Here is an 18,739-nt window from a genome sequence, read left to right on the forward strand (position 1 = left end):
GAGTATCGCTAATAAAAGCTGAGAGGCCCGGCCGGTTGCGCGACCACCGCTGGACGCGTATCCGGCACGTAGATTGAGCAGGTGAACGGCGATCACCGGCCGGGCCGGCCCCGGCATACACCGCGACCCGCGCGCCGTGAACCGCCGCCGGTGCTCTACCGCGACCCGCACGGGCGGCCGCCGGCCGCGCCGGGCCGGCCGGTCCCGCCACCCGCTGCACCCGGCAACCGGCGGCCGCCGCCGCGCCCGGTCCCCCAGGCCCCGCCGCGCCCGCTCGTCGCCCCCGCGCCCCGGCCACCGGTATCCCGTCGGCGGCGACGACGCTCCTGGCCCCGCCGGCTGGCCGTGTCCGCCCTGCTGGTGGTGCTGATCGGTGCCGCGGGCGCGGCGGGGGTCGCGGTATGGCTCGACGGCGCGCTGCGTCGCACCGTGGCGTTCGCCGATTACCCCGACCGCCCGACGGCAGGACGCGGGACCACCTGGTTGCTGGTCGGCTCGGACAGTCGCGCCGATCTCACCCCGGCCGAACAGCAGGACCTGAGCACCGGCGGGAACCTCGGCGACGGGCGCACCGACACCCTGCTGCTGGTCCACCTGCCGGCGCCGGGTTCGGGCGTTGCGCCGACGGTGGTGTCGTTGCCGCGGGACTCCTATGTCGCCATCCCCGGTCACGGCGACGACAAGATCAACGCCGCGTTCACCCTCGGCGGCGCTGCGCTGCTGACCCGAACCGTGGAGCAGGCCACCGGGGTGCGGCTGGACCATTACCTCGAGATCGGGTTCGCCGGGTTCGCCGGCCTGGTCGACGCGCTCGGCGGTGTCACGCTCTGCCCGGACGAGCCGATCGCGGATCCCCTGGCCGGGCTCGATCTGCCGGCCGGCTGCCGGCAGATGTCCGGCGCGGCGGCGCTGGGCTACGTGCGCAGTCGCGCCACCCCGCGCGCCGACCTGGATCGGATGGAGCACCAACGGCTGTTCCTGGCCGCCCTGCTGAGCCGGCTGACCGATCCGGCGGTCTGGCTCAATCCGGTGCGCTGGTACACGGTGCCGCGCGCGACCGCGGACGCGGTGACGGTGGATGCCGACACCGGCGTGCTGGACCTGGCGGCCCTGGGCTGGGCGGTGCGGGGTGAGACGACGTCGCTGACCGTGCCGATCGGCGAGTTCGTCTACACCGACTCCGGCGACGCGGTGGTGTGGGACCACACCAGCGCGGCCCGGCTATTCGACGCATTACGCCGGGATTCCGCCCCCCCCTATCAGATAGGGTTAATTAAGCCAAACCTCAATTCGGATCGTCGAATCGCCATTTCGAAGCGTACCCTATCTTTACTTAGGCAACGCTGGCCTGAGTAAGCCTCGCCTTGGATGCGCACCCATGCTGACCAGCGGTAGCATGGCGAACATGATCGACACCGACAACCACACGACTAAATTCCATGCGCTGCTCCAGGAGCAGATCTATCACGAATTCACCGCGGCGCAGCAATATGTGGCGGTAGCGGTTTATTTCGACGGCGGGGATTATCCGCAATTGGCGAAATTCTTTTACGCGCAGGCCGTCGAGGAACGTAACCACGCGATGATGCTGGTGCAGTACCTGCTCGACCGCGACATCGAGGTGGAGATCCCCGGCGTGGACGCGGTCCGCAACCGGTTCGACGCGCCGCGGGACGCGCTGGCACTGATGCTTCAGCAGGAGCGCACCGTCACCGAGCAGATCACCCGGCTGGCCGGCGTCGCCCGGGACGAGAACGACCACCTCGGCGAACAGTTCATGCAGTGGTTCCTGCGCGAGCAGGTCGAAGAGGTGGCCACCATGACCCGGCTGCTGCGGGTCGCCGACCGGGCCGCGGGCAACATGTTCGAACTGGAGACCTTCATCGCACGCGAGATCGGCACCGTGACCCCGGAGGCCGGCGCGCCACGTATCGCCGGCGGGTAGACCCCGCCCCGCACCCGCCGATCAGCCCGCCCGCAACCGCGCCTTGGTTCGGGCGGGCTGATTCGTCGCCACCCATGCCACGCCGACGTCCCGGCAGAAGTCGACGTCCTCGGCCCGGTCGACGGTCCAGCAGTACAGCGCCCGGCCCCGGGCCGCCGCCTGGTCCACCAGATCCGGATGTTCCCGCAGGGTCTCGATGGACGGGCCGATCGCGGTGGCGCCGACCGTCGTCGCCGTGCCGCCGGTCAGGTAACGCGCGCCCTCGCCGAGCAACACCGTGGGCAACAGCGGCGCGGCCCGGCGGACCCGCCATACCGCCGCCGCCGAGAACGACATGACCACCGCCCGCGACCGGGAGGCCGATGCCGGCGCCGCGAGCCCGTACCGGTCCAGCAGGCTGAGCACCTCGCGCTCGACCATCGAGCCGTAGCGGACCGGGTGCTTGGTCTCGATGAAGATCTTCACCGGCCGGTGCCAGTCCAGGACGAACGAGACCAGCGCGTCGAGCGTGAGCAGGCCGGTGTCGCCGACGCCGTCCCACCGGGAACCGGTGTGCCGCGCGCCGTAGTCGAAGCGCTGCAACTGCGCCAGCGTCATCTCGCTCACCACGCCGACCCCGTCGGAGGTCCGGTCCACCCGCCGGTCGTGCACACAGACCAGATGTCCGTCGCTGGTCAGTCGCACGTCGCACTCGACGCCGTCGGCGCCCTCGGCCAGCGCCAGGTCGTAGGCGGCCAGGGTGTGCTCCGGGCGGTCGACCGACGCCCCCCGATGCGCGACCACGAACGGGTGCTCCGCGACGAGATCGCCGGCCGGTGTCATGCCGCTATGCCGCCGGTTCGCGCCCGGCCGACTTGAGCACCTCGGTCGGCGGCTCGGCGTCGGGATCCGGGTCGGCCGCCGTGTCCCGCGGCGGGGCCGACGGTTCCGGCGGCGCGCTGTCGCGACCGTCGGAGACCACCACCCAGTGGTGGGCGGGCCGGCCGATCGAGCGCCGCTCGAATCCCTCGACCACCCGGGCCGCGGTCAGCACCGCGGCCAGACCCAGCAGGTAGGCCAGCACCGTGGCCACCACGTTGTTCGCGATGCCCTGGGCATCGTCGGCGCGGCTGGTGGCGGTGGCGAACACCGCGACCGCGGTGGCGGCCGCCCACACCACCCACCACACCACGATGGGTTTCCGCAGCCGCTCCAGCCGGCCTTCCCGCGATGCCAGTTCCATCACGAAGACCGGCGCCCAGGCCAGGTTCACCACGGGCACCAGGCAGCCGGCCCAGATCGCCCGGGCCGAACGCGACTCGGGCAGGTGCCGCCGGGTGAAGGCGGCCGACCGCCGGGCCAGCAGCCACCGGGTCAACACCACCGCGCACCCGAACACCGCGGCGATCGCGGCGAGCCCGGCCAGCCGGCCCAGCCACACCGCGCCGCCGGCGATCCAGGGATTCAGCAGCGTGGTCCGGTTGATCAGCATCAACGCATAGATCAGGGCGTGCACCAGCGCGGCGATACCGAGCGCGGCGATGGCGCCGCCGAGCGCCCGCTCCATGGTGCGCGGTTCCGGAGCGACGGGCCCGGCCGACTTCGCCGGCGCCGCGGCCGGGGCCGGGGCGCCCATCAGGGTCCAGCGCGGGATCGTCGCGTAGCGCGGCGTGGGCCCCGGTGGACGTTGCGGGGGCGGCTGCGGCGGCGGCGGGCCCGGTCGCACCGCGATCCACCGGTATCCGGGTCCGGACCGGGGCTGCGCCGGCGGTGGTCCGCCGGCGGCGGGCGGCGCGGCGGGACCGGCCGCGGGCGGGCCGGACGCCGACCGCTGCAGCTCGGCTTCCTGCTCCGGTGTCAACGGCGCCCACAGGGCACCGTTGCAGTGCGGGCACCACGCCCGCTGTCGGTCGCGCACGTTCCATCGCGTATTGCAGCGGGAACACACCTGGATCACCGGACCAGCCTAGCCGTGCGGGCAAGGTCGACGGAGCGGACCGCGCTCGGGTCACCGCTGAGTGAACGCCGGGCATCGAAACCGCAAACACTGCATCACGGTCGGCTTACGACCCGGCCAGCTACCGTCGACTATCCACAGTTTCCACAGGTTTATCCACAGTTACGTCGACGGTCGTGGACGGGCTGAAGTGGCTTTAGCGCACCGGCGGACCCACCGATTGTGGATAACGAGGCGACGCCACAGTGAACCGACTAACAACGCCGAGCGAAATCGGTTGATCTGCTAACCAGCTGCCCCCGCCCACGATCGGGGCCGGGCGTCGCCGGACGGGTATCACTGCCGGTAAGTCGGGTTATTGCCCGGATTTTTCCACTCCGCGCGCGAGACGCTATGATCACCGTCACAGAACTACTGTGATGCGCCTCACGGGGGTGGGGTGCACGGCGAAGTTGGGGGCATCGGGATGTTGAGGGCAGGGCAATGACGGCGGGTTCGCTTCGACCCGGATCCGTCTCCACGGGTGCGAACTGGCACGCGGGATCGTCCACCTACAAGCGCGCCTACCTGCTCGCATCGCTGCGCGCCGGCGTGGTCGCCCTGGTGCTGCTGACCGTTCTGCTCGCGCTCGTCCTGACCTGAGCCCGGGCCGCCCGCCCGGCATGTCGGCGGCCACCGGCTGTTTACCCACCCCGTGGTTGCGGTCCTCCGCACAGTGGAGCAATGTTGATCGAGGTGGCCCCGCCACGCCGTGACCTCGGTGAGCGTGGGGCGCCACACGCGAGTCAACGCATGTCGACGATGATCAACGGTGACCGACACCGGATCAGCACTGATCGAAGGAAGGAACCCCGTGGCCGACTACACCTTGCCGGACCTGGACTGGGATTACGGAGCCCTTGAGCCGCACATCTCGGGTCAGATCAACGAACTGCACCACAGCAAGCACCACGCCGCCTACGTCGCCGGCGTCAACGGCGCCCTGGCGAAGCTCGAAGAGGCCCGCGCCAACGACGACCACGCCGCGATCTTCTTGAACGAGAAGAACCTGGCCTTCCACCTGGGCGGCCACGTGAACCACTCGATCTGGTGGAAGAACCTGTCGCCCAACGGTGGCGACAAGCCCACCGGCGAGCTGGCCGCGGCCCTCGACGACGCGTTCGGGTCGTTCGACAAGTTCCGCGCGCAGTTCACCGCCGCGGCCAACGGCCTGCAGGGCTCGGGCTGGGCGGTGCTCGGCTACGACACCCTGGGCGGCAAGCTGCTGACCTTCCAGCTCTACGACCAGCAGGCCAACGTGCCGCTGGGCATCATCCCGCTGCTGCAGGTCGACATGTGGGAGCACGCCTTCTACCTGCAGTACAAGAACGTCAAGGCGGACTACGTCAAGGCGTTCTGGAACGTCGTCAACTGGGCCGACGTACAGGCTCGGTTCGCCGCGGCCACCTCGAAGACTTCGGGGCTGATCTTCTAGCCGCGTCCTCGACCCGGGTGGGGCGTCGCACCGACGGTGCGACGCCCCACTTGTTTTATCCGGCTTTTTCACCGTTTCGTTATCCGCCGCCGCGACGTGTCCCCTTGCACGGCGTGCACCGCTGCCGCATGCTGCGGTAATAGCCCAATCGCTCGACTGCAATCGGGAAACACCAAGTCGCGGAGGGTGCGCGATGGAGACGACAGGGTCTGGCCGGGCGATCGAGGTCGCCCCCTTTCACTCCCGCGGAGAGCTGCACGGTTTCGTGGTGTTCGGCCGGTGGCCGGATTCGACCAAGGAATGGGCCCAACTGCTCAGCATCACCGTCCGGGTCGCGTCGCTGCCCGGGTTGTTGTCCACCACAACGGTATTCGGAACCCATGAGGAACTCCCCGACGATCCCGGACCGGGCACCGTCGGATTCCTGCTCGCCGAGGGCACCGTTACCGGTACCGCGGCGATCGCGCCGGGATACTTCGCCGGCCACCAGCCGTCGGCGCTGTTGATGCTGCATCCGCCGTCGGAGACCGTTCCCTCACTGCCCGAATGCCGCGGCGCCGCTTCGGGATGCGTGCTGCTGCCCGGCCTGCCCTACCTGGGCCTGCAACACCGGGCGGCGTGGGTCGAGGCCGAGTCCGACGGCACCGTCACCTCGATGGTGAGCCGGGTCGGCCTCGATCCGGTCAGCCATCCCGACACCGCGATCCTGGCCATGCTGCTTGCCGCGTAAAGCAATTCGACGCGACGTGTCCGTCGGCCGGATCAATCGATTCGGCCGCCCGAAATTCGGCCGCGCTCTGGCGGGCGAACCACGCAGTGGTTAACGTCGGCAGCTGACGAAAGGGCGTCTCGCATGCTTGCCGCCATGCTGATCAGCGCGGGGGTGGTGTTCCTCGCCGAGCTCGGCGACAAGTCCCAGCTGATCACCATGACCTATGCGCTGCGGCACCGGTGGTGGGTGGTGCTCAGCGGGGTGGCGATCGCCGCGTTCGCCATCCACGGCATCTCGGTCACGGTCGGGCACTTCCTGGGGCTGACCCTGCCCGCACGCCCGATCGCGGCGGTCGCCGGTGTCGCCTTCCTGGGCTTCGCGGCATGGACGTGGCGGGAGGGCATCGGTTCGGCGCCGGGCGAGACGGCGGTCCGCGAGCCCCGCTTCGTGCTGTTCGCGGTGGTGTCCTCGGTGCTGTTGGCCGAACTCGGCGACAAGACGATGCTGGCGACGGTGGCCCTGGCCAGTGACCGCAACTGGCTCGGCGTCTGGCTGGGGGCCACCGCCGGCATGGTGCTGGCCGATGCGGTGGCGATCGCCGTCGGCACGGTGCTGCACCGCCGGCTGCCCGCGCATCTGTTGCACACCATGGCCGGACTGCTCTTCTTGGCGTTCGGTCTGTGGATCCTGCTCGACGAAGCCCTGTGCTGTCGCCCGGCGGCGGTCGCATCGCTCGCCGCGCTGGCGGCGGTGACCGCCGCGACGGCGGTTCTGCGGGCCGGTCGCCGCCGCTCCACGGCGCCCTCCGGGGACGCTTCCGGTGCCCGCTAGCAAAGCCCTCGAATCGGCGGGCACACGGTGCAAACTTCACTTCGCCGGAGCAGTGTCCGAAGTCGAGGACCATCGCGCCCGCCATTGCAGAATTTTTCGTTCACCGTTGGCGACGCAATTCTTCCCGCTACGACAACAGAATCCGGCATCTACGGCTCTCCGGATCGATGGCTGAACTCGTGCGAGCCCGGGCCGGTAAATCAAGATCGAATTCGCGGCGGGTACACCCTTGGTTGTGTCGGCGTCTATCGCTACGATGATCAGCAAATCATCAGGCGCCTCCCCTCACCCTCTATTCGGGCGCCTGCCGGCCGCTTCCACCCCTTTGGAGGTCCTATAGATGAGCGCGACGTTCGCGGTCCGACTCAACCGTCTTTTCGATGTGGTCTACCCACCCGGTCGCGGGCCGCACACGTCCGCCGAAGTGATCGCGGCACTCAAAGCCGAAGGTGTCACGATGTCGGCTCCCTATCTGTCCCAGCTCCGCTCGGGTAACCGGACGAATCCGTCCACCACCACGATGGCCGCGTTGGCCAACTTCTTCCGGATCAAGCCCGCGTTCTTCACCGACGACGACTACTACACCAAGCTCGACGCCGAATTGTCCTGGCTGGAAGCCGTTCGCGACGAAGGGGTACGCCGCATCGCGACCCGGGCGATCGGGCTGTCGCCGGAAGCCCAGCAGGAAGTGCTGGCCCACATCGACGAACTCCGCGGCAAGGAGCACCTCAGCGCCTGAGGACTCGGTGCCGCCGATTAGGGTGGCGTGATCGGTTCCAGCGAGACACCGGGGAGGCGGCCGCGATGGGCCTGTTCAGAAAACGCAAGAGCCGCGCGACCCGACGGGCCGAGGCGCGTGCACTCAAAGCCCGCGCCAAGCTCGAGGCACGCCTGTCGGCCAAGGGCGAGGCCAAGCGTTTCAAGGCCTCCCAACGCGCGGAGGCCCGGGCCCTGAAAGCCCAGGTCAAGTCCGACCGCAGCCGCGATCGCGCCACCGTGAAGGCCGCCGAGAGCCAGCTGAAGGCCGCCCGCGACGGCCGGGTGCTGTCGCCGGCCCGGATCCGGCGGGTGCTGACCGTCACCCGGATGCTCGCGCCGGTCGTGGTACCGCTGGCCTACCGTGCCGCGATGGCGGTGCGGGGCCTGATCGACGAGCAGCGCGCCGCCGGTCTCGGGGTGCCGCTGGCCCGCATCGGGGAGTTCTCCGGGAATGTGCCCCGGTTGTCGGCACGGATCGCCGGGGCCGAGAAGACCCTGCGCTCGGTGGCCGATCGCAGGCCCAAGGATCCCGAGACCAAGCAGTTCGTCGCGGCGATCACCGAACGGTTGGCGGACCTCGCGACGGCCGTCACCGCCATCGAGAACATGCCGGCGGACCGCCGCCGGCTCGCCGCGATCTCGATCAGCGACCAGCTCGACGGGATCGACGCCGATCTGATGGCCCGACTGGGGTTGCCGTCATGAGGCCGGCGGTTCAGCGAGGCACGACGGAGGAGAGGCGAAGCTGGAACCGCCGCATAAGCGCCGGGTTCCGCGCCGCAGCCGTCGCCGGCGTGATCGCGGCCGGCTCGTTCGCCGGCGCCGCGCCGGTGTGGGCGCATGTGCACGCCAACAGTCCCGGTGCGGTCCGCGGCGCGATGGCGATCGTGACCTTCGAGGTCCCCAATGAGTCGCCGACCGGTTCTGCCACAACCGAACTCACCGTGACGCTGCCCGACGTCGCCTCGGCGCGCACCGAGACCAAACCGGGCTGGACGGCCCGACTGGACCGCGACGCGGCCACCGGCGCGGTGCGGTCGGTGACGTGGACCGCGACCGCCGGCGGGATCGGCGCCGACGAGTTCGGCCAGTTCCAGATCAAGATGAAGATGCCCGACACCGACACGGTGGACTTCCCCGCGGCACAGCGGTACGCCGACGGAACCGTGGTGCGGTGGGACCAGTCGCCGCCGGCGGACGGCGGCGAGGCCGAACGCCCGGTACCCACGCTGGCGCTGGCCGCCGGCCGGGCGTCGGCGTCCGAGCATCACGGCGGGCACTCGGAGCCGGTCGTCTCGGCGGCACCGGAATCCGGCCCCGAAGCCGCTGCCGGCCCGCAGGCCGACAATCCGGCCCGGCTGCTGGGCGGGGCTGCGTTGCTGGTCGCGGCGGGTGCCGCCACGGTCGCGCTGGGTAGGCGGCGGGCATGATCCGCGTGCTGCGGTGGGCGGTCGCGGGCATCTTCGCGCTGGGAATGCTGTTCGCCGCGACCGGCGTGGCCGCGGCGCACGCCGTCCTGGTGGCCAGCGACCCGGCCCGCGACGCGCAACTGACCGTCGGCCCGAAGCGGGTCAGCGCGACGTTCAACGAGCAGCTGCAGCCCCGGTTCGCCGCCATGACGGTCGTCGGCCCCGACCAGCACCTGTGGTCCACCGGGGACACCGAGGTCAAGGGCGCGGTCGCCGGCGTCGCGGTGCGGCCGCTGGGGCCGGCCGGCACCTACACCGTGCACTATCGGGTCACCTCCGCCGACGGGCATGTGGTGTCCGGTTCGTGGTCGTTCCAGCTGACCGTCGCCGGTGACGGCGAGCCCGGCCCGGCGGTCACCGGCCGCGACGACACGCGCTCCCCGCTGCCCGTTCGCCCGGGCGAACCGCAGGAGGACCTGCCGGTTTGGCCGTTCGTGGCCGGCGCGGTGGCGCTGGTCGCCGCCGGCCTGTGGTTCAACCGGCCACGGTCCTGACCGCCGGTCACCGGCCCGCACTTCCGGGAGCTGGCATGATGGGAACGTTGCCGGTGTCGCCGAGTCGTCCGAGACGAGAACCCCGCTAGAGGAGCTGCCGTATGACCGAACCGCAAGGCCAGCCCGACCCCGAATCCGCCGCGCCGACCGGAGCCGACCAGCCCGACCCGGCCCCTGCGCCGCAGCAGCCGCCGGCCAAGAAGGCGCCCGCGAAGAAGGCCCCGGCCAAGAAGGCACCCGCCAAGGCCGCCGCCAAGAAGGCGCCCGCCAAGAAAGCCCCGGCCAAGAAGGCACCGGCGAAGAAGGCGCCCGCCAAGCCGGTCGCGGACACCAAGCCCGCCGACACCAAGCCGCCCGTCGCGGTCACGCCCTCGGCCGCCACCAACGGTTCGGGCCAGCTCGCCGAGCGTGCCAAAGAGGCCGCGGCGCAGGCGAAGTCGACGGTGGACACCGCCCCCAACCCGATCAGCCCGGTGCCGGCGGCGACGCAACGATCCACCGGTCAGCTGGTGGCCGCCGGTGTCGTCGCGATGTTCGTGCTGTTGCTGCTGCGCCGGTTGCTGCACGCCCGCAAGGGCTGATCCGCCGGTGACCGCGGAATTCCGGCCCACCGCCGACCTGGTCGACGACATCGGCGCCGACGTACGCAGCTGCGACCTGCAGTTCCGCCAGTTGGGCGGCCGGCCGGAGTTCGCCGGCCGGATCAGCACGGTGCGCTGCTTCGAAGACAACGCACTGCTCAAGTCGGTGCTGTCCGGCCCGGGCGACGGCGGCGTGCTGGTGATCGACGGCGGCGGCTCGCTGCACACCGCGCTGGTCGGCGACGTCATCGCCGAGCTGGCCCGGATCAACGACTGGGCGGGGCTGATCGTGCACGGCGCGGTGCGCGACGCCGCGACCCTGCGCACGCTCGACATCGGGATCAAGGCGCTGGGCACCAATCCGCGTAAGAGCACCAAAACCGGCGCCGGCGAACGCGACGTCGTCGTCGAGTTCGGCGGAATCACGTTCGTCCCCGGCGAGATCGCCTACAGCGACGACGACGGCATCGTCGTCGTCTGACGCCGATGGACACCACGCTGCGGGAGCGGTGGGAGACGCTCCGGGCCCGCGTCGACGACGCCTGCCGTGCCGCCGGCCGCGATCCCGGCGAGGTGCGGGTGCTGCCGGTGAGCAAGACCTTCGGCCCCGACCTGATCCGGGAGGCGCTGGATCTGGGCCTGCACCGGTTCGGGGAGAACAAGGTCCAGGAGATCAAGGACAAGGCAGCGGTGTTCGGCAGCCAGGAGCCCGCTCCGGAGATCGACTGGGTGATGATCGGGCACCTGCAGACCAACAAGGCCGGGGTGGTGGCGCGGTTGGCCGCCGAGGTGCAATCACTGGACCGGCCCAAGCTGGCCGCGGCGCTGGATCGGCACCTGCGCGCCGAGAACCGGGCCATCGACGTGCTGGTGCAGATCAAGACTTCCGACGAGCCCAGCAAGTACGGCCTGGAACCCGACCTGCTGCTGCCCTTCCTCGACGAGCTGGCGGGCTACCCAACGCTGCGGGTCCGGGGGTTGATGACGCTGGCCATCAACACCACCGACCCGCAGCGGGTCCGCGGTTGTTTCGCCCGGTTGCGGCGGTTGCGCGACACCGCCGCCGAGGCCGGCCACGATCTGCCGCGGCTGTCGATGGGGATGAGCGGTGATTTCGCGTTGGCGATCACCGAAGGGGCGACCGAGGTGCGGATCGGGACGTCGTTGTTCGGCGCCCGACCCTACCCCGATTCCTACTACTGGCCCGAGAAGAACTAAGCGTTCACCGCGGCGCGGTGCTTGCTGAACTTCAGCGACTTCTCGTCGACCTTGCCGTGCCGGATCAGCCGCAGGTCCAGCAGGTAGTTCTGCTTGAGCCGCCACGGCGCCTCCGAACCCGACCGCGGCAGGTCGTCCATCGCCCGGCGGAAGTAGCCGGGGCTGAAGTCCATGAACGGCTCTTCCTTCACCGCGGCACCGGGGTGCTGCGGCTCGACCCGGTCGTAACCGTGCTCGTCCATGTAGTTGAGCACCCGGCAGACGAATTCCGATACCAGGTCGGCCTTGAGGGTCCACGACGCGTTGGTGTAGCCGAAGGTGACGGCGGCGTTGGGCACCCCGGAGAACATCAGGCCCTTGTAGGTCATGGTCTTGGGCAGGTCGATCGGCTCGCCGTTGCGCAGCAGGGTGGCGCCACCGAGCAGCTGCATGTTCAGGCCGGTCGCGGTGATGATGATGTCGGCGTCGAGTTCCTGGCCGGAGTTCAGCCGGATGCCGGTCTTGGTGAAGGTGTCGATGGTGTCGGTGACGACGTCGGCCTTACCGTCGCGGATGGTCTTGAACAGGTCGCCGTTGGGGGCCAGACACAGTCGCTCGTCCCACGGGTTGTAGCGGGGCCCGAAGTGCTTCTGCACGTCGTAACCCTCGGGCAGCCGATGCTTGGCCATGGTCAGCAGGGTCTTGCGCATGTACTTCGGGAACTTGCGGGCCAGCTGGTATTGCGCGGTGGAGAAGCCGATGGCCTTCCAGCGGTTGACGAAGTGCGCGAGCTTGTCCGGCAGGAACCGGTTGGCCTGCACCGCGACCGGGTCCACCAGGGGCAGTGCGCCGACGTAGGTCGGGGAGCGCTGCAGCATGGTGACGTGGCCGGCGCCGGAGTTGGCCAGTGCGGGGATCAGGGTCACCGCGGTGGCGCCACTGCCGATGACGACGATCTTCTTGCCCGCGTAGTCGAGGTCTTCGGGCCAGTGCTGCGGGTGCACGATGGTGCCGCCGAAGTCGTCCGAACCGGGGAACTCCGGCGAGTAGCCCTGCTCGTAGTTGTAGTAGCCGCTGCAGGCGAAGACGAACGACGCGGTGATCTGCTGCTGTTCGCCGTTGTTGTCGACGGTGACGGTCCACAGGTTGTCGGCATCGGACCAGTCGGCCGAGGTGACCTTGTGCCGGTAGCGGATGTTCTTGTCGATGCCGTTCTCGGTGGCGGCCTCGTTGATGTAGTTCCAGATCGATGCCCCGTCGGCGATGCTCTGGGCGGAGCGCCACGGCTTGAACCGGAAGCCGAGGGTGAACATGTCCGAGTCCGACCGGATGCCGGGGTATTTGAACAGATCCCAGGTGCCGCCGAGGTTCTCCCGGCCTTCCAGGATGACGTAGCTCTTGTTCGGGCAGCGGTCCTGCAGGTGCCAGGCCGCGCTGATGCCGGAGATGCCGGCACCGACGATCACAACATCGAAGTGTTCAGTCATGGCGACAGGCTATCAACGGTGTGTCGAGCCGGTCAACACCCTGTTGACTATCTCGACGCGACGTAGACGACGTTTGCGCCGAAAACCAGGAGAGCCCCACACGCCAGGCGTGTGGGGCTCTCCCGAATTGTCGAACTTATGCGCCGTCGTTGCCGTCGGCGCCGTTGCTGCCGTTGGTCGCGCCGGTGCCGCCGGTGGCACCCGCGCCACCGTTGATCTCACCGTCGTGGGCGCCGATGGATCCCGGACCGGTCGGCAGGTCGGGGGTGATGACCGTGCCGCCCTCACCGCCGGTACCACCGGTGCCGTTGGCCGCGTCGCCGACGCCGCCGTTGCCACCGTCCCCGCCGTCACCGCCCTGGGCGTTGTCGACCGGACCCGAGGTGCTGGTGGTGCCGTTGCTGATGCTCGACGGCGGAGCACCCGGGCCGGGGTAGCCCCAGCGGATGTCGCTACCGTCGCCACCGTTACCGCCGGCACCGCCGTCACCACCGACGCTGCCGTCGCCGATGCCGTCGCCGCCGTCACCACCGGCGCCACCCTGGCCACCGTTGGAACCGGCCGCGAAGTCGTCGTTGCCGCCGTCACCGCCATTACCGCCGTTACCGGCGACGAAGCCGTCGCCACCGTTACCACCGGCGCCACCGGCACCGGCGATGTTGGCCGGGTTACCCAGGCTGGTGTTACCGGCGCTGTCGATGTACCCGGTGTCGGTGAGGTCGCCACCGCTGCCACCGGTACCACCCGTGCCGCCGTTACCACCGTTACCGGCGTTGCCGCCGGCACCGTTGGCCGTGCCGGCACCGGCCGCGCCGCCGCTACCGCCGTCGCCGCCGGCGCCGCCCTGACCGCCGATACCGATGTTGTGCACCTGCTCCGGGTGTCCGAGGTCGTCCCCGTGCGTGGTGTAGCCCCCGACACCGCCGTCGGCGCCGTTACCACCGGCCGCACCGTTACCGCCGTCGGTGCCCACACCGTTCTCGCCGCCACCGGCGCCACCGGCGCCACCGTTACCACCCTGGCCACCGCTACCGCCGGCCTGGCCATCGGACGCAGCGTCGAACGCCGACGTGGTGCCGACACCGTCGGTGCCCTTTGCACCGTCACCACCGATGGCACCGTTACCGGCCACACCGCCGTCGCTGTCGGTGCCCGCCGTGCCGTTGGCCGACGCACCGCCGGCCGCACCGTTACCGGCGTCGCCACCGGAACCGCCGTTGCCGCCGTTGGCACCCGCGACGGTGGCGTTGGCACCCGCACCGCCGTCGGCGCCGTTGCCGGCCAGACCCGCGTTACCGGCGACGTTCTCGTCCAGCTCACCGGAGTCACCGCCGGCACCGGCGTTACCGCCGTTACCGCCGTTGGTGCCGTTCAGGTCGTTCGCGGTACCGGCCGCACCCTCGACACCGTTGCCACCGGCGCCACCGTTGCCACCGTTGCCCCACTTACCGCCGTTACCACCGGCGCCACCGGAACCACCGGAGGTCCCGGCGGCCGCGTTGGCGTCGGCCGCCGCGTCGTAACCGGCGCCACCCTGGCCACCGTTGCCGGAGACGATCGCGGTGATGGTGCCGTCGGCACCGGCCGCGCCGTCGTCGGCCTTGCTGTCGCCCGTGCCGGCACCCACGCCGCCCGCGCCGCCGAGGCCCGCGGCGTCACCGGGGTCGCCGCCGTTACCGGCGTTGCCGCCGTCGGGGTTGTCCGCGGTGCCGGCCGCACCGTTGCCGCCGTTGCCACCGAGGCCGACGTCGCCGCCCTTGCCACCGTTGCCGCCGACACCGTTGGCACCGGCCGAACCGCTGCCTTCCTTGAAGTTCAGGCCGGCCGCGCCGCCGTTACCGCCGACGCCACCGTTACCGCCGGCGCCGCCGTCGCCACCGTCGGTGCCGTTGCCGTCGCCGGTTTCGAAGTCACCGTCTTCACCGTTGGCACCGGCGCCGCCGGTACCGCCCTGGCCGCCGGCGCCACCGGCGCCACCGTTACCGCCGTTGCCGAAGATCTCGCCACCGAGACCACCGGTGCCGCCGTTACCACCGGCAGCACCCTCGCCGCCGATCGTGCCGTTGCCGTTGGCGTCGGTCTCGCCCGCCAGTCCCTGGCCGCCGACGCCACCGGCGCCACCGTTACCGCCGTTACCGGTGTGCGGACCGGCGTTACCACCGTTGCCGCCGTTACCACCGGCGGTGGCCGCGTTGTCGAGGGTTCCGTCCAGGCCGGCGCCGCCGATACCGCCGTCGCCACCGTTGCCGATGCCCCAGTAGCCCGCGGCGTCGCCGCCGTTGCCGCCGTTGCCGGCCAGCACCACGGTGCCGTCGCCGTCGACGAACGCGTTGCCACCGTTGCCACCCAGGCCGCCGTAGCCCATCCACGAGCCACCGGCGCCACCGTCACCGCCGGAACCGGCGTAGAGCACACCGTCGACGTCCACGGTCACACCCGCGGCCGCGTCGCCACCGGTACCTCCGTTGCCGATGAAGCCGGCCGCGCCGCCGTCGGAGCCGTCCAGGCCGTTGCCGCCGTCACCGAACCAGGCGCCACCGTTCTGGGCGGCGACCAGGTCACCGTCGTCGTTGAGATAGGCGTCGGAACCGTTGCAGATCACGCCACAGGAGTCCGCGGTGGCGAACATGTCGTTGAGCGGGGCGAGCATCGCGACGAAGTCGTCGTCGCCGAGCATCTCCTGCATCGGGTTGTAGATCGACTGGAACACGATGTCGTCGAAGTTCGTCCAGGCCTCGGAGTCACCGACGAACAGGCCGCCCCAGTCGATGTCGCTGAAGTCGGCGGCACCGGGAACCCCGGTCTCGACGCCGGCGTCGAACAACCCGAACGGGTCCAGCCAGTCGAAGTCCGCCTGCGCCGGAGCGGCCGCCAGCGGCGACATCCCGAGCGCCAGGAACGCGCCGACCGACGACACCGCGCCGATCAACCTACGACTAGTCCGCGCCCCTCGGCGGTGCTGACGATCTGACATGCGATTTCCCCTCTGTCGACTCCGGAGCCACCGTCATGGCAATCAGCGGTGGGAGCATTTTTCATGCTGCGTTAAGTCGAACTGAAGGTAACAAAAGAGGAGTTAAGTTGTCCATTTTCCATATTTAACGGCTGGTGAACATACCGCGAGTCATATATGAAGCGGCTGTACATACCCACCGGGCAGCGGCCGCGGCCGCCGTGCGATACCGCCGTCCCCGCGAGCGGCCTGCGCCACCGCAGGGCGTCGCAGCTACCGATCAGGCGAACCGCAGATGCCGACGATCGATCGCGTAATACCTGATCAGGACCGTGTCCAGCAGGTAGTTCTCATGCAACCGCCACGGATGCCGCGAGCTCGCCCGCGGCAGCTCCCCGAGCCCCCGGAGCACATAACCGGAGAGCTGCGCGACCATCGGGCGACGTGGGACGCCCGGTTCTGGTTCCTGAGGAATGACGGTAGCGCATCCACGCGAGTCCAGGTGATTCAGGACCCGGCAGACGAACCCCGAAACTAAGTCCGCCTTCAGGGTCCACGACGCGTTGCCGTAGCCCAGGGTAAAGGCGAAGTTCGGCACCCCGCTCAGCATCATCCCGCGATAGGCGACCGTGTCGGCGAGACGGATCGGCACCCCGTTGCGGCACAGCTGCGCCCCGCCGAGCAGTCGCAGATTCAGCCCGGTCGCGGTGACGATCAGGTCGGCGGGCACCTCGACCCCGGAGCGCAGCCGGATCCCGGCGGCGGTGAACCGCTCGATCTCGCCGGTGGCGACATCGGCCCGCCCGGCGCTGAGCGCCGCGAAGAGGTCGCCGTCGGGCGCCAGGCACAATCGCTGGTCCCAGGGCTGGTAGCGCGGACCGAAGTGGGTGCCGACATCGAAGTCCGCGGGCAGGCGGCGCCGCGCCATCGCCTGCAGCGCCCGGCGCATGATCGCCGGGAACCGGCGGCTGGCCTGGTAGACGCCGACCTGTCCGACGATGTAGCCCCAGCGGTTCAGCGCGGCCGCCAGTCGTGCCGGCAGCAACCGGTTCAGCCGTCGCGCCATCGGATCGACCGACCGCAGCAGCCCGATATAACCCGGGGACCGCTGGACCATGGTGACGTGGCCCGCTCCCGCCTCCACCAGCGCCGGGATCAGGGTCACCGCGGTGGCGCCCGACCCGATCACCGCGATCTTCTTACCGGTGCAGTCCAAACCGGCCGGCCAGTGCTGCGGGTGGATCAGCGGCCCGGCGAAGTCCTCGGCGCCCGGGAACTCCGGCGCACAGGGGTGCTGGTAGTCGTAGTAACCGCTACAGGCGACCAGGAATCCGCAACTGATCTCGACGGTTTCGCCGTCGCGCTGCACGGTCAGGCGCCACACCGCGTCGGCGTCGCTCCAGTCGGCCGCCACCAACCGGTGGCCGTAGCGGATGTGCGCGTCGATGCCGTTCTCCTCGACGGTCTCGCGCAGATAGTTCAGGATCGTGGCACCGTCGGCGATCGTGGTGTCCGCCGTCCACGGCTTGAACCGGAAGGCGTAGCTGAACATGTCCGAGTCCGAACGCACACCGGGATAGCGGAACAAATCCCAGGTGCCGCCCAGGTCGGCGCGGCACTCCAGGACGGCGTAAGTCTTCGCCGGGCAGTGCCGTTGCAGGTGCCACGCAGCGCTGATGCCGGACAGCCCGGCGCCGACGACCACGACGTCGAGGTGTTCGGCCACGGGCATTCAGCCTAGCCAACGGGTCGGCAAAATCTTTCGACATGCTGTTGATTTTCTCGACACCGTGTAAACTACCGGCTGTGACCAGCCCCGTCCCGACCGCCAGTCGTAGCCGTCGCGCCAAGCGCCCCTCCGGCGACGACCGCGAGCAGGCCATTCTGGCCACCGCCGAGCGCCTGCTGGAGCAGCGTTCGCTCGGCGAGATCTCGGTGGACGACCTGGCCAAGGGCGCCGGCATCTCGCGGCCGACGTTCTACTTCTACTTCAAATCCAAGGACGCGGTGCTGCTCTCGCTGCTCGAGCCGATGATCGCGGCCGCCGACTCGGAGTTCGTCGGGGCGGTGCAGCGGTTGCCGGCCGACCCGCGCCGGGTCTGGCGCGGCGGCATCAAGGCGTTCTTCACCGCGTTCGGTTCGCATCGGGCGATCGCCCGCGCCGGCACCGAGGCGCTGGCCACCAGCGCGGAGTTCCGGGCGATGTGGAACGGCTTCATGCAACGCTGGATCGAGCAGACCGCGGCCCTGATCCGCGCCGAACGCGACCGCGGCGCGGCGCCGCACACCATCGACGCCCTGCACCTGGCCACCGCGCTGAATCAGATGAACGAGCGCACCATGATGGCGACGCTGGCCGGCGAGCAGTCCGCGCTCCCGCACGACGACGTGGTCAACACCCTGGCCCACATCTGGGTCACCAGCATCTACGGCGAAGCGTCCTGATCCCCGGCGGCGCCGCGAGCGGCCGGTCAGAACTCCCCGACGCCGAATCCGGCCAGTAACACCGCGAAGCCGCCGATCTCACCGAGGATGAGCAACACCATCCCGGCGTGCAACCGCCAGGTCGGTGTCTCGAACTGATTGGTGGTGTCGCGCAACGCGCCGTGCAGCATGTAGCTGCCGATCGCGGTGACGAAGAAGAACACGATGACCATCGCGGCGACCATGTTCACCCAGGTGGGCCACGCGCTGAATTGGACGAACACCGCGACCAGCAGGGTCGCGAAGGAGTACATCAACGCCGCGCGGTGCGCGATGTCGACGTAGACGTGCGCCCGGTGATTCTCCGAGGTCGCGATCTGCTGGTACTTCCATACCCCGAGCACCAGCGCGAGCAGGAAGATCAGCCCCGCCGACAGCAAGGTCACCTTGGTGTCGATGTCCAGAGTCACGGCCACC

19 protein-coding genes and 1 pseudogene are annotated in these 18,739 nt (G+C 70.0%); 14 read left to right on the forward strand and 6 right to left on the reverse strand.

Annotated features, from left to right (window positions below):
- Window positions 1–81 precede the first annotated feature (81 nt).
- Together RCP38_RS19000 and RCP38_RS19005 are read left to right on the forward strand one after the other, a co-directional pair.
- Window positions 82–1,257: pseudogene (locus RCP38_RS19000) on the forward strand (LCP family protein); the annotation flags it as partial.
- A gap of 148 nt (window positions 1,258–1,405) precedes the next feature.
- Entirely contained in the window at window positions 1,406–1,945 is a 540-nt protein-coding gene (locus tag RCP38_RS19005) for a ferritin (protein WP_308474448.1), read from the forward strand.
- Between the two features lie 21 nt (window positions 1,946–1,966).
- Here RCP38_RS19005 and RCP38_RS19010 read toward each other — a convergent pair whose 3' ends face one another.
- Window positions 1,967–2,767, reverse strand: coding sequence for a glycerophosphodiester phosphodiesterase (locus RCP38_RS19010; protein WP_308474449.1), 801 nt, complete (start codon window positions 2,765–2,767; stop codon window positions 1,967–1,969).
- Window positions 2,768–2,771: 4 nt separating this feature from the next.
- Window positions 2,772–3,881 (reverse strand): DUF4328 domain-containing protein, encoded by a 1,110-nt coding sequence (locus RCP38_RS19015; RefSeq protein ID WP_373692400.1) that lies wholly within the window; start codon window positions 3,879–3,881, stop codon window positions 2,772–2,774.
- Window positions 3,882–4,364: 483 nt separating this feature from the next.
- Between RCP38_RS19015 and RCP38_RS19020 the strand changes: the two genes are divergently transcribed.
- The 11 genes from RCP38_RS19020 to RCP38_RS19070 all read left to right on the forward strand — a co-directional run bounded on the left by RCP38_RS19020 (window position 4,365) and on the right by RCP38_RS19070 (window position 11,419).
- On the forward strand, window positions 4,365–4,523 hold the full coding sequence (locus RCP38_RS19020; RefSeq protein WP_308474451.1) for a hypothetical protein: 159 nt from the start codon (window positions 4,365–4,367) through the stop codon (window positions 4,521–4,523).
- A 211-nt stretch (window positions 4,524–4,734) separates the two neighbouring features.
- Complete coding sequence (locus tag RCP38_RS19025; protein WP_308474452.1) at window positions 4,735–5,355, forward strand: superoxide dismutase; 621 nt, start codon at window positions 4,735–4,737, stop codon at window positions 5,353–5,355.
- A gap of 193 nt (window positions 5,356–5,548) precedes the next feature.
- Window positions 5,549–6,085 (forward strand): peptidase, encoded by a 537-nt coding sequence (locus RCP38_RS19030; protein WP_308474453.1) that lies wholly within the window; start codon window positions 5,549–5,551, stop codon window positions 6,083–6,085.
- Window positions 6,086–6,208: 123 nt separating this feature from the next.
- Complete coding sequence (locus RCP38_RS19035) at window positions 6,209–6,898, forward strand: TMEM165/GDT1 family protein (RefSeq protein ID WP_308474454.1); 690 nt, start codon at window positions 6,209–6,211, stop codon at window positions 6,896–6,898.
- 340 nt (window positions 6,899–7,238) lie between these two features.
- Window positions 7,239–7,637, forward strand: coding sequence for a transcriptional regulator (locus RCP38_RS19040; RefSeq protein WP_308474455.1), 399 nt, complete (start codon window positions 7,239–7,241; stop codon window positions 7,635–7,637).
- A gap of 65 nt (window positions 7,638–7,702) precedes the next feature.
- Complete coding sequence (locus RCP38_RS19045) at window positions 7,703–8,362, forward strand: DUF6474 family protein (RefSeq protein WP_308474456.1); 660 nt, start codon at window positions 7,703–7,705, stop codon at window positions 8,360–8,362.
- A gap of 89 nt (window positions 8,363–8,451) precedes the next feature.
- Window positions 8,452–9,087, forward strand: a complete 636-nt coding sequence (locus RCP38_RS19050; RefSeq protein WP_308474457.1) for a YcnI family protein — start codon at window positions 8,452–8,454, stop codon at window positions 9,085–9,087.
- A complete protein-coding gene (locus RCP38_RS19055; protein WP_308474458.1) occupies window positions 9,084–9,620 on the forward strand; it encodes a copper resistance CopC family protein in 537 nt (178 codons plus the stop codon). Before RCP38_RS19050 ends, RCP38_RS19055 begins: the two co-directional genes overlap by 4 nt.
- A 101-nt stretch (window positions 9,621–9,721) precedes the next feature.
- Entirely contained in the window at window positions 9,722–10,201 is a 480-nt protein-coding gene (locus RCP38_RS19060; RefSeq protein ID WP_308474459.1) for a nucleoid-structuring protein H-NS, read from the forward strand.
- A gap of 7 nt (window positions 10,202–10,208) precedes the next feature.
- Window positions 10,209–10,682, forward strand: coding sequence for a ribonuclease E activity regulator RraA (gene rraA / locus RCP38_RS19065; protein ID WP_308474460.1), 474 nt, complete (start codon window positions 10,209–10,211; stop codon window positions 10,680–10,682).
- A gap of 5 nt (window positions 10,683–10,687) precedes the next feature.
- Window positions 10,688–11,419: a YggS family pyridoxal phosphate-dependent enzyme gene (locus RCP38_RS19070; protein WP_308474461.1), complete on the forward strand. Its 732-nt coding sequence runs from the start codon at window positions 10,688–10,690 to the stop codon at window positions 11,417–11,419.
- On the opposite strand, the gene RCP38_RS19075 is transcribed toward RCP38_RS19070, so the two are convergent.
- From RCP38_RS19075 to RCP38_RS19085, 3 genes are all read right to left on the reverse strand, one after another.
- Entirely contained in the window at window positions 11,416–12,885 is a 1,470-nt protein-coding gene (locus RCP38_RS19075; RefSeq protein WP_308474462.1) for a flavin-containing monooxygenase, read from the reverse strand. The genes RCP38_RS19070 and RCP38_RS19075 overlap by 4 nt on opposite strands.
- Before the next feature lie 136 nt (window positions 12,886–13,021).
- Complete coding sequence (locus RCP38_RS19080) at window positions 13,022–15,802, reverse strand: PE family protein (protein ID WP_308474463.1); 2,781 nt, start codon at window positions 15,800–15,802, stop codon at window positions 13,022–13,024.
- Window positions 15,803–16,118: 316 nt separating this feature from the next.
- The gene (locus RCP38_RS19085; RefSeq protein ID WP_308474464.1) at window positions 16,119–17,564 is read right to left on the reverse strand and encodes a flavin-containing monooxygenase; all 1,446 of its coding nucleotides are present in this window, start codon (window positions 17,562–17,564) and stop codon (window positions 16,119–16,121) included.
- Between the two features lie 41 nt (window positions 17,565–17,605).
- On the opposite strand from RCP38_RS19085, the gene RCP38_RS19090 reads away from it, so the two are divergent.
- On the forward strand, window positions 17,606–18,283 hold the full coding sequence (locus RCP38_RS19090; protein WP_308474465.1) for a TetR/AcrR family transcriptional regulator: 678 nt from the start codon (window positions 17,606–17,608) through the stop codon (window positions 18,281–18,283).
- Window positions 18,284–18,309: 26 nt separating this feature from the next.
- Here RCP38_RS19090 and RCP38_RS19095 read toward each other — a convergent pair whose 3' ends face one another.
- Entirely contained in the window at window positions 18,310–18,732 is a 423-nt protein-coding gene (locus tag RCP38_RS19095) for a hypothetical protein (protein ID WP_308477422.1), read from the reverse strand.
- Window positions 18,733–18,739 lie beyond the last annotated feature (7 nt).

Origin of the sequence: Mycolicibacter sp. MU0083 (genome assembly GCF_963378075.1) — a bacterium.
In the GTDB taxonomy this organism is placed as follows: domain Bacteria; phylum Actinomycetota; class Actinomycetes; order Mycobacteriales; family Mycobacteriaceae; genus Mycobacterium; species Mycobacterium kokjensenii.